General features: G+C 67.9%; 9 protein-coding genes. All 9 read left to right on the forward strand.

The features are described 5' to 3' along the window. The first annotated feature begins 67 nt into the window (after positions 1-67). The 9 genes from urtA (at position 68) to AC07YS_RS06075 (ending at position 10,861) form a co-directional block, all read left to right on the forward strand. Positions 68-1,336 (forward strand): urea ABC transporter substrate-binding protein, encoded by a 1,269-nt coding sequence (gene urtA, locus AC07YS_RS06035; RefSeq protein WP_013543023.1) that lies wholly within the window; start codon positions 68-70, stop codon positions 1,334-1,336. A gap of 162 nt (positions 1,337-1,498) precedes the next feature. Then, positions 1,499-3,046, forward strand: a complete 1,548-nt coding sequence (urtB, locus tag AC07YS_RS06040) for an urea ABC transporter permease subunit UrtB (protein WP_495267292.1) — start codon at positions 1,499-1,501, stop codon at positions 3,044-3,046. After that, positions 3,043-4,266, forward strand: coding sequence for an urea ABC transporter permease subunit UrtC (gene urtC / locus AC07YS_RS06045; protein ID WP_495267291.1), 1,224 nt, complete (start codon positions 3,043-3,045; stop codon positions 4,264-4,266). The genes urtB and urtC overlap by 4 nt, the downstream gene beginning before the upstream one ends. After that, positions 4,263-5,141, forward strand: a complete 879-nt coding sequence (gene urtD / locus AC07YS_RS06050; RefSeq protein ID WP_095744117.1) for an urea ABC transporter ATP-binding protein UrtD — start codon at positions 4,263-4,265, stop codon at positions 5,139-5,141. The genes urtC and urtD overlap by 4 nt, the downstream gene beginning before the upstream one ends. 263 nt (positions 5,142-5,404) lie before the next feature. After that, positions 5,405-6,097: an urea ABC transporter ATP-binding subunit UrtE gene (gene urtE, locus AC07YS_RS06055; RefSeq protein ID WP_062472198.1), complete on the forward strand. Its 693-nt coding sequence runs from the start codon at positions 5,405-5,407 to the stop codon at positions 6,095-6,097. 109 nt (positions 6,098-6,206) lie between these two features. After that, complete coding sequence (locus AC07YS_RS06060) at positions 6,207-7,463, forward strand: MFS transporter (protein WP_495267290.1); 1,257 nt, start codon at positions 6,207-6,209, stop codon at positions 7,461-7,463. A gap of 73 nt (positions 7,464-7,536) precedes the next feature. After that, complete coding sequence (locus AC07YS_RS06065) at positions 7,537-8,214, forward strand: hypothetical protein (RefSeq protein ID WP_495267289.1); 678 nt, start codon at positions 7,537-7,539, stop codon at positions 8,212-8,214. Continuing rightward, positions 8,211-9,761 carry an alkaline phosphatase D family protein gene (locus AC07YS_RS06070; protein WP_495267288.1) on the forward strand — a complete coding sequence of 517 codons (1,551 nt, stop codon included), beginning with the start codon at positions 8,211-8,213 and terminating at the stop codon, positions 9,759-9,761. The genes AC07YS_RS06065 and AC07YS_RS06070 overlap by 4 nt, the downstream gene beginning before the upstream one ends. 89 nt (positions 9,762-9,850) lie before the next feature. Next, positions 9,851-10,861: an aldo/keto reductase gene (locus AC07YS_RS06075; protein WP_095946666.1), complete on the forward strand. Its 1,011-nt coding sequence runs from the start codon at positions 9,851-9,853 to the stop codon at positions 10,859-10,861. Positions 10,862-10,960 lie beyond the last annotated feature (99 nt).

A 10,960-nucleotide genomic window follows, 5' to 3' on the forward strand; every position in this document is an offset into this window, starting at 1 on the left:
CAGACTCCTCTCCATCGCCAGCCCCGCGCTGTCGACAAGGTTCAACCCACCCGGAGCAGGAGTCCACATGCAACGTCGTTTCACACTCAAGGCGCTCACCGCCGCCGTCGCGCTGGCCAGCATTTCTGCTGCGCCTGCATTCGCAGCCGACACCATCAAGGTCGGCGTGCTGCACTCGCTGTCGGGCACGATGGCCATCTCGGAAACCGTGTTGAAGGACACGGTGCTGATGGCCATCGACGACATCAACAAGAAGGGCGGCGTGCTGGGCAAGCAGCTGGAGCCCGTGGTGGTCGACCCGGCCTCCAACTGGCCGCTGTTCGCTGAAAAAACCAAGCAGCTGCTCGGCCAGGACAAGGTCTCGGTGATCTTCGGCTGCTGGACCTCGGTGTCGCGCAAGTCGGTGCTGCCGGTGGTCGAGGAAATGAACGGCCTGCTGTTCTACCCCGTGCAGTACGAGGGTGAAGAGCTCTCCAAGAACGTGTTCTACACGGGCGCCGCGCCCAACCAGCAAGCCATTCCGGCCGTCGACTACCTCATGAGCAAGGAAGGCGGCGGCGCCAAGCGCTGGGTGCTGCTGGGCACCGACTACGTGTACCCGCGCACCACCAACAAGATCCTGCGCGCCTACCTCAAGAGCAAGGGCGTGGCCGACAAGGACATCGACGAGAAGTACACCCCCTTCGGCCACAGCGACTACCAGACCATCGTCGCCGATATCAAGAAGTTCTCGGCCGGTGGCAAGACGGCAGTGGTGTCGACCATCAACGGCGACTCCAACGTGCCCTTCTACAAGGAACTGGGCAACGCGGGCCTGAAGGCCAAGGACGTGCCGGTGGTCGCCTTCTCGGTGGGCGAGGAAGAACTGCGCGGCGTGGACACCAAGCCGCTGGTCGGCCATCTCGCCGCATGGAACTACTTCATGTCGATCAAGAACCCGACCAACACGGCGTTCATCAAGCAGTGGAGCGACTACGCCAAGGCCAAGAACATCGCCGGCCACAAGGACAAGCCGCTCACCAACGACCCGATGGAAGCCACCTGGATCGGCATCCACATGTGGAAGCAGGCGGTCGAGAAGGCCAAGTCGACCGACACCGACAAGGTGATCGCCGCCATGGCCGGCCAGACCTTCACCGCGCCGTCGGGCATCGTCTCCAAGATGGACGAGAAGAACCATCACCTGCACAAGAGCGTGTTCATCGGCGAGATCAAGGCCGACGGCCAGTTCAGCGTGGTGTGGAAGACGCCGGGCCCGGTCAAGGCCAAGCCGTGGAGCCCGTACATCGAAGGCAACGACAAGAAGCCGGATTACCCCGCTGGCAAGTCGATGTAACTGGGGCTCGCTCCCAGGCTGTGCGCACTTCGTGTCGCTTCGCCTTCCCCCGACCGGGGGCAACACCTGAGGGCCGGCAAAGCCGGTTCCTCGGTGTTCCCGAATGAGAGAAACGCTGTGCATCCATTACTGCGCTCAATTTGTTCCTGCACGACGGCGCTGTTGCTGCTGGCAGCAGCGCCCGTCCATGCGCTGACCGCCGACGAAGCCAAGGCCATCGCCTCCGGCGAGTCCGAAGCCCGCATCGCCGTGCTCAACAAGGCCGTCCTCACCGCCGACGACAAGACCGCCGCCTTCATCCAGGCCATGGCCGACGACGCCGTGAAGTACACCGAAGACAAGGTCTTCGTGATGAAGGACGACAAGGGTTTCGACCCCGTGACGGGCGCCGAGCTGAAGGTGCCCGACACCGCCGAAGACGTCGTCAACAACAATCTCATGCGCGGCGCGCTCGATGCCGCGCAGGCCGCGCTCAAGCTCACGAGCACCGACGACGCGGTGCGTGCCGAAGCCGCGCAGGCGCTCTTCAAGGAGCCTGACGAGTCGCGCCTCCCGATGGTCGAGAAGGCGCTGGCCGCCGAGACGAATCCGAAGATCAAGGCGCAACTCGAACTGGTGCGCGCCGCCAGCATGCTCACCAGCGCCGACAAGGCCAAGCGCCTGGCCGCGGCCAAGGAGCTGGGCAACAACCGCAGCCCCGACACCAAGCTGCTGCTCAACCAGCGCCTGGCCGACGAGACCGAAGCCGACGTGAAGGCGGCCATCACCGCATCGATCGCGAACATCGACGGCGCGCTGGTCTGGGGCGATCGCATCAACGCCGTGTTCAGTGGCATCAGCCTGGGCTCGGTGCTGCTGCTGGCCGCGCTGGGCCTGGCCATCACCTACGGCCTCATGGGCGTCATCAACATGGCGCACGGCGAGCTGATGATGATCGGCGCCTATGCCACCTACGTGATGCAGGGCATCTTCCAGAAGTACATGCCCGAGGCAGCCTTCGGCTGGTACCTGGTGGCCGCGATTCCCGTGTCCTTCCTCGCCTCGGCGCTCGTGGGCGCGGTGCTCGAACGCGGCGTGATCCGCTTCCTCTACGGCCGGCCGCTCGAGACACTGCTGGCCACCTGGGGCATCAGCCTGATGCTGCAGCAGCTGGTGCGATCGCTCTTCGGCGCGCAGAACGTCGGTGTCGAGAACCCTGGCTGGATGAGCGGCGGCTTCACCATGCTCAGCAACGTCACGCTGCCGTGGAACCGCATCTGCATCATCGTCTTCGCGGCGCTCGTGCTGCTCGCGATGGGCTGGCTCATCGGCAAGACACGCCTGGGCCTGTTCGTGCGCGGCGTCACGCAGAACCGGCCGATCGCCTCGTGCATGGGCGTGAACACCGCGCGCATCGACACCTACGCCTTCGCGCTCGGTTCCGGCATCGCGGGCCTGGCGGGCTGCGCGCTGAGCCAGATCGGCAACGTCGGCCCCGACCTGGGACAGAGCTACATCGTCGACAGCTTCATGGTGGTCGTGATGGGCGGCGTCGGCCAGCTCGCGGGCACCGTGTATGCGGCGCTGGGGCTGGGCATTCTCAACAAGTTCATCGAAGGCTGGGCGGGCGCGGTGCTCGCGAAGATCGCGGTGCTTGTCTTCATCATCATCTTCATTCAAAAGAGACCTCAGGGCATCTTCGCCATGAAGGGCCGGAGCGCAGAAGCATGAGCAAGGTTGCACTTCCCACCAAGGGGCCGCTCTTGAGCGGCAAGGGCTGGACGGCCTTCTTCGTCGCGCTGATCGTGGTGTGCGCGGTGGCGCCGGTGCTCAACATCTGGGTGCCGGTCGACAGCCCGCTGCACATGAGCGACTACGCCGTGGCGCTCGTCGGCAAGATCATGTGCTACGCCATCTGCGCGCTGGCCATGGACCTGATCTGGGGCTACACCGGCATCCTCTCGCTGGGCCACGGCCTGTTCTTCGCGCTCGGCGGCTACATGATGGGCATGTACCTCATGCGCCAGATCGGCCGCGACGGCAACTACAAGAGCGACCTGCCCGACTTCATGGTGTTCCTCGACTGGAAGGAACTACCCTGGCACTGGACCTTCAGCGGCAGCTTCGGCATGACCTTGCTGCTCATCGTGGCGGTGCCCGGCCTCATCGCCTTCGTGTTCGGCTTCTTTGCCTTCCGCTCGCGCATCAAAGGTGTGTACTTCTCGATCATCACGCAGGCCATGACCTTCGCGGCCATGCTGCTGTTCTTCCGCAACGAGACGGGCTTCGGCGGCAACAACGGCTTCACCGACTTCAAGCGCATCCTGAACATCCCGATCGCCACGCAAGAGATGCGCATGACGCTCTTCGCGCTCACCGGCCTCACGTTGCTGGGCTTCTTCCTGTTCGCCAAGTGGCTCATCGGCAGCAAGTTCGGCCGCGTGCTGCAGGCCATTCGCGATGCCGAGACGCGCGTGATGTTCTCGGGCTACAACCCACTGCCGTACAAGCTCACGATCTGGGTCATCTCCGCCGTGATGTGCGGCGTGGCCGGCGCGCTGTACGTGCCGCAGGTCGGCATCATCAACCCGGGCGAGATGAGCGCGGCCAACTCCATCGAGATCGCGGTGTGGGCCGCAGTCGGTGGGCGCGCCACGCTGATCGGGCCGATCCTTGGTGCCTTCATCGTCAACGGGGCCAAGAGCTGGCTCACCGTGGCCTACCCCGAGTACTGGCTGTACTTCCTGGGCGCCTTGTTCATTGCTGTCACGCTGTTCCTGCCGAACGGCATCGTGGGGTTGGTGCGCAAGTGGCTCTCGCGCGAGAAGACACAGAAGGCCGCAGCACCGGCCGCGAAGGAAGCGCGGCGCGAGCCCACCGCCTCGCACGCGGAGCCCGAAGCGACGGCGCAGGCGCCCCTGGTCGCCGATGTGAAGGGAGCCCGCGCATGACGCCCGACCTGATGGAAGCCGGCGCCGAGCGCGCCGCACGCGCAGCCGGCCTGCACGCGGCCACGGGCCAGACCGAATCGGGCGGCCGCACCGCAGGCTTCAGCCGCATCGCCACGCCGGGCGAGGTCGACATCACCCACGGCCGCATCCTGTACCTGGAAGACGTGAGCGTGAGCTTCGACGGCTTCAAGGCCATCAACAAGCTTTCGCTCGACATCGCCCCGGGCGAGCTGCGCTGCATCATCGGCCCCAACGGCGCGGGCAAGACCACGATGATGGACATCATCACCGGCAAGACCCGGCCCGATTCGGGCACCGTGTTCTTCGGCAGCACCATCGACCTCCTGCGCCACCGCGAGGCCGACATCGCGCAGCTGGGCATCGGCCGCAAGTTCCAGAAGCCGACGGTGTTCGAGCACCTCACCGTGTTCGAGAACCTCGAGCTCGCGCTCAAGACCGACAAGGGCGTGCGCGCCTCGATGCTGTTCAGGCTCGACTCGGCGCAGAGCGACCGCCTGGCCGAGGTGCTGGAGACCATTCACCTGGCCGACAGCGTCTCGCGCCTGGCCGGCAACCTGAGCCACGGCCAGAAGCAGTGGCTCGAAATCGGCATGCTGCTGATGCAGGACCCGAAGCTGCTGCTGCTCGACGAGCCCGTGGCCGGCATGACCGACGAGGAAACCGCGCGCACCGCCGAGCTGTTCCTCACGCTCAAGGGCAAGCATTCGCTGATGGTGGTGGAGCACGACATGAGCTTCATCCGCACCATCTCCGAGATCGTGACCGTGCTGTGCGATGGCTCCGTGCTCGCGCAGGGAACGCTCGACGAAGTGCAGGCCGACGAACGCGTGATCGAGGTCTACCTTGGCCGGTGAACTTGTCGCCGCGGCCAGAGCCGACGGCATCAACGCCACGACCAGCGCCCGGTGTGCGGTGCGGCGTGGGCGGCCCCTCTGTGCCGCCGAGGAGCGCAGCGTTTCGCGGATCAGGGCTCGCAGCTGTTTGAGCGCAGCGAGTTCTGCGAGACCCCGCGAAACGCGAGCACCGCAGGGCAGCCCGAAGGGCCGGCACACTGGGGCCGACCGCGCCGTGCCGCGCACCGGGCGCCCCCGATAAAGACCAAGGAAAGCATCCCACCATGCTGACAGTCAAGAACATCCACCAGTACTACGGCGGCTCCCACATCCTCCGAGACGTGAGCTTCGAGGCCACGCTCGGCAAGGTCACGGTATTGCTCGGCCGCAACGGCGTAGGCAAGACCACGCTGCTGAAGTCGCTCATGGGCCTCGTGCCCATCAAGAGCGGCAGCATCGAACTCGAAGGCAAGCCGATCCACAAGGCCACGCCGTACGACAGGGCCAGGGCCGGCATCGGTTTCGTGCCACAGGGCCGCGAGATCTTCGCGCGGCTCACGGTGGAAGAGAACCTGCGCATGGGCCTGGCCTACAAGAGCGGCGGCACGCCCATTCCTGCGGAGCTGTTCGAGCTGTTCCCCGTGCTCAAGCAGATGATCAACAGAAGAGGCGGGGACCTGTCAGGCGGGCAGCAACAGCAGCTGGCCATCGCACGCGCCCTCGCGCCCAAGCCCAAGCTGCTCATCCTCGACGAGCCCACCGAAGGCATCCAGCCCAGCATCATCAAGGACATCGGCCGCGTCATCCGCATGCTGGCCGACCGCGGCGACATGGCCATCGTGCTGTGCGAGCAGTACTACGACTTCGCGCAGGAGCTGGCCGACGACTACCTCGTGATGGAGCGCGGCGAAGTCATTGCGCGCGGCCTGGGCAAGGACATGGAAGCGCAGGGCGTGAGGCAGTTGGTTGCCATCTGAATTGCAAGACGGTACCGACGCGCCGCACGAGAGCATCTTCACAATTTAAGGGTTTACCCTAGAATCGGGCCTTGCCCGCGTCCGCCGGGCACCCCCCAGGAGCCCGGCCTTGAACGCCTCACCGTCCGCCCGCGAAGGCGCGGAAACCACCGCCATTGCACCGTCCGTCTCGTCCGCCCAGTTCCTGCGCGCGGTGCTCGCGCTCGGCGTCGGCGGCTTTGCCATCGGCACCGGCGAGTTCGTCATCATGGGCCTGCTGCCCGAGGTCGCGAAGGACATCGCCGTCACCATCCCGCAGGCCGGCCACGTCATCAGCGCCTACGCGCTGGGCGTGGTCATCGGCGCGCCCGTGCTCGCGGTGCTGGCCGCCGGCTGGGGCCGACGCGCACTGCTGATCGCGCTGATGGCCGTGTTCGCGGCCGGCAACTTCGCCAGCGCGATGGCGCCCGGCTACCTGTCGCTCAACCTGCTGCGCTTTGCCACTGGCCTGCCGCACGGCACCTACTTCGGCGTGGCCGCGCTCGTGGCCGCCACGCTCGCGCCACCGGGGCGGCGCGCACGCGCGGTCGGCCTCGTGATGCTGGGGCTCACCGGCGCCACGCTGGTCGGCGTGCCCATCGCGGCGTGGCTGGGCCAGCTGTTTGGCTGGCGCGCGGCCTTCGTGTTCGTCGGCGTCATCGCGCTGGTTGCCGTGGTGCTGCTGCGCCGCGACGTGCCCGACATCGCACCCGCCGCCGGCGCCAGCCCCTGGCGCGAACTCGGCGCGCTCAAGCGAAAGCAGGTGTGGTTCACGCTGGGCATCGGCGCCATCGGCTTCGGCGGCATGTTCGCCGTGTTCAGCTACATCAAGCCCACGCTGATCGAGGTGGCCGGCCTGCCGCTGGGCGGCGTGCCCTTCGTGCTCGCGCTGTTCGGCCTGGGCATGGTCACCGGCAACCTCGTGGGCTCGCGGCTGGCCGACAAGTCGCTCATGCGCACCATCGGCGGCGTGCTCGTCTACGCGGCGCTCGTGCTCGCCAGCTTCACCTTCGCGGCGCACCACGTCGTGACGGCGGCCTTCACTGTGTTCCTGATCGGCACCACCGTCGCCATCGGCCCGGCCCTGCAGATCCGCCTGATGGACGTGGCCGGCGACGCGCAAACGCTCGCCGCCGCGCTCAACCACTCGGCCTTCAACATGGCCAACGCCCTCGGCGCCTGGCTCGGTGGCGTCGCCATTGCGGCCGGCCTGGGCTGGACCTCGACCGGCTGGGTCGGCGCGCTGCTGGCGCTGGCGGGCGTGGGGATCTTCGCCTGGGCGGTCGCGAGCGCGCTTGCGGATGCGCGGCGGCCGGTGGCTGTGGCTTGCGAAGGGTCGGCGGGCTGAGACGCCGTTCTGCAGTGGCGGTGCTGTAAGAGAAGGGCGCCAGAATCAGGCACGTTCCTGACGGCTGGAGTCCATGCAGATCCTTCGAGTGTTTGTGGCGGTGTGCCTCGCGGCGATGGGCGTCGCCATGCTGTGTGTCGCGCTGCTGTCGGCGCTTGATGCCGCGGTCATTCTTTCTTCTTACGACAAGGTCGAGGGTGTCGTCACCGGCGCCGGCAACACAGAGGTCCGGGTCGACTACGTCCGGCCCGACGGCCGACGGGCTGTCTTGTACGCACGCAGCGGCGGCAAGTTCGATCCACGCCCCGTGGGCAAGAAGGTCGCGGTCCTGCTGCCTCCGCAAGATCGGTTGGACGGCACGCTCAAGCCGATCGTCAAGGACGACCTGAACCACGTCGTCGGGGAATTCATGATCGCGCTGCTTCTTCTCGGAATCGCAGTGGCGATCTGGGTGGGCCCCTCCGGCGGTACTTCTTCGCAGTCGAGCGAAGACCTGCGCACGAGGGGCGTCGACACCCATTCGAAAGAGCCCGAGCGGCCAGTGCGCCCGCAGGCGTCGATCGACTTCGAGCACGCGAGCGCCAACACCCGCGAGATGGATCTCACGCAGCTGGCGCGCCTGCAGGCGTTGATCGACCGCGAGTACACGAGCGTCGACACCCAGCAGAGGGAGCTCGACCGGCAAGCGCGCCTGCAGGCATCGATCGACCTCGAGATCGCCGAGCGACGCACCAAGAAAGACGCCCGATGACCACTCCGTTGTTCACCCGCCGACGCCTGCTGCACACCGGCCTCGCCGCCGCCGCGCTCGGCCATCCCTTCCTGCACCTGCGCGCCCAGCCCTCGGCCACGCGTGACCCGTTCACGCTCGGCGTCGCCTCGGGCGCGCCGCGGCCGGACGGCATGGTGCTGTGGACGCGGCTCGCGCCCGATCCGCTGCAGGGCGGTGGCATGGGCGAGGCGACGGTCGCCGTGCAATGGGAGGTGGCCGAGGACGAGCGCTTTCGCCGCATCGTGACCAAGGGCATGGCCAGCGCGGAAGCCGACCTCGCGCACTCGGTGCACGTCGAAGTACAGGGCCTGCGCCCCGGCCGCCCTTACTGGTACCGCTTCACCGCCGCTGGCGTGCGCAGCCCCGTCGGCCGCACGCGCACCGCGCCGGCCGACGATGACGCCGCCGTGCAGCCGCTGCGCTTCGCTTTCGCCTCGTGCCAGCAGTACGAGGAGGGCTACTACGCCGCCTACCGCGACATGGCCGCGCAGCCGCTCGACTTCGTCGTGCACCTGGGCGACTACATCTACGAAAGCACGCGCGGCTCGCACAACGTGCGCCGCCACGAGGGTGGCATTCCCACCGACCTGGCCGGGTTTCGCAACCGCTACGCGCTCTACAAGACCGACCCGCACCTGCAGGCTGCGCACGCCGCCTTTCCCTGGCTCGTGACCTGGGACGACCACGAGGTCGCGAACGACTACACCGACGACGTCTCGCCGCGCACGCCCGACCCGGCGCAGTTCCTGGCGATCCGCGCCGCCGCCTACCAGGCCTGGTACGAGCACATGCCCGTGCCCGCCTCCATGCGCCCGCGCGGCGCGAGCGCGACCATCTACGGGCGCCATCGCTTCGGCCGCATGCTCGACGTGATGCTGCTCGACGGCCGCCAGTACCGCTCGCACCACGCCTGCCTCCCGGGCCGCAGCACCAAGCCGCTGGTCGACTGCGCCGACCGGCTGGCCCCCGAGCGCAGCCTGCTCGGCATGCAGCAGGAAGCCTGGCTCGCCAACGAACTCGCCACGCCGCCAGCGCGCTGGACTGTCATCGCCCAACCGACCTTGCTCGCCGAAGCCGACCGCCAGCGCGGCCCCGGCCACGGCTACTGGATGGACGGCTGGGACGGCTACGCCGCCGCGCGCACGCGCCTGCTCGACGCGCTGGCCGCGAACCCGTCGCGCGGTGGCGATGCGCTGGTGCTCGGCGGCGACGTGCACGCCTTCTGGGCCGCCGACCTGCGCCGCGAGCCGCAGGGCCCCGTCGTCGCGACCGAGTTCGTCGGCGGCGCCGTCACCTCCGAAGGGCCCAGCGCCGCCAGCGTGGCCCACATGCGCGCGAAGAACGAACACCTGCGCTACGGCCGCGCCGACAAGCGCGGCTACGGCCTCATGACGCTCGATGCGCGCGGCTGCGCCGTCGAGTTCCGCGCGGTCGACGACGAGAAGAACGCCGACTCTGCCGTCGCGGCCATGGCCCGCTTCTCGGTCGAACGCGGCGCGCCCGGCGTGCACCTCGAATCCACCTGAATCTCCAGCGCCTGCAGGAAAGCGCGGCCGTGCCTATGATGGCCGCCGCCTCTTTCCCTCCCTCTCTCACCTTCTCGGAGCGAGCCTGCATGAGCATCCCCACCACCCGCCTGGGCCGTACCGGCCTCACCGTGTCCCGCCTGGCCCTGGGCACCATGACCTTCGGCCTGCAGACCGACGAGGCCGTGTCGCACCAGATCCTGGACAAGGCCGCCGACGCCGGCATCAACTTCCTCGACACCGCCGACGTGTACCCGCTGGGCGGCACCATCGAGACCACCGGCCGCACCGAAGAGATCATCGGCAACTGGCTCGACAAGCAGGGCCCCGCGGGCCGCCGCCGCTTCGTGGTCGCCACCAAGGCCGTCAACAAGGTCGGCCCCAACCCCTGGGACCAGGGCGCCTCGCGCAAGCACCTGCTCGACGCCATCGACCTCTCGCTCAAGCGCCTGAAGACCGACCACGTCGACCTGTACCAGCTGCACATGGACGACCGCGAGACCCCGCTCGAAGAAAGCCTTGAGGCGCTCGACGTCATCGTCAAGTCGGGCCGCGCGCGCTACATCGGCGTGTCGAACTTCCTGGCCTACCGCCTGGCCCGTGCGCTGGGCAAGGCCGAGCTGCACCGGTTCACGCGCTTCGTGTCGGTGCAGCCGCGCTACAGCCTGCTGTTCCGCGAGATCGAGCGCGAGCTGCTGCCGCTCGCGGCGGAAGAGGGCCTGGGCGTGATTCCCTACAACCCGCTGGCCGGCGGCCTGCTCACCGGCAAGTACAAGCCCGGTGCCAAGCCCGAGGAGAACACCCGCTTCACCCTCGGCACCGCCGGCGGCATGTACCAAGACCGCTATTGGAACGACCGCAGCTTCGACACCGTCACCCAGCTGCACGCGCTGGCCGACGAAGCCGGCGTGCCGCTGGCCACGCTGGCCGTGGCGTGGGTCATGGCCAACCCGCTGATCACCGCGCCGCTGCTGGGCGCCAGCCGCCCCGAGCAGCTCGACGCCACCGTGGCCGCCGCCAGCTACGTGCTCGACCCGGCGCTCAAGCAGAAGCTCGACGCGCTCACCGCCGAGTACCGCAAGGGCGACGCGCCCCGCTGAGCGAACGGGGGCGTGCCGGCGCCCCCGGATGGCCTGCGCGCAGTACGTGCTTGGGCCATGCGGGCCGCCGTTCGGTCGTTGCCGCGTGCCGCAGGGCGG

Source organism: Variovorax sp. GW458-11-26-14-LB1 (assembly GCF_059423965.1).

Coding starts and splice junctions, on each gene's coding strand:
- urtD (WP_095744117.1), top strand. CDS start 4,263: ATGACGCCCGACCTGATGGAAGCCGGCGCCGAGCGCGCCGCACGCGCA.
- AC07YS_RS06065 (WP_495267289.1), top strand. CDS start 7,537: ATGCAGATCCTTCGAGTGTTTGTGGCGGTGTGCCTCGCGGCGATGGGC.
- urtE (WP_062472198.1), top strand. CDS start 5,405: ATGCTGACAGTCAAGAACATCCACCAGTACTACGGCGGCTCCCACATC.
- urtC (WP_495267291.1), top strand. CDS start 3,043: ATGAGCAAGGTTGCACTTCCCACCAAGGGGCCGCTCTTGAGCGGCAAG.
- AC07YS_RS06075 (WP_095946666.1), top strand. CDS start 9,851: ATGAGCATCCCCACCACCCGCCTGGGCCGTACCGGCCTCACCGTGTCC.
- urtA (WP_013543023.1), top strand. CDS start 68: ATGCAACGTCGTTTCACACTCAAGGCGCTCACCGCCGCCGTCGCGCTG.
- AC07YS_RS06070 (WP_495267288.1), top strand. CDS start 8,211: ATGACCACTCCGTTGTTCACCCGCCGACGCCTGCTGCACACCGGCCTC.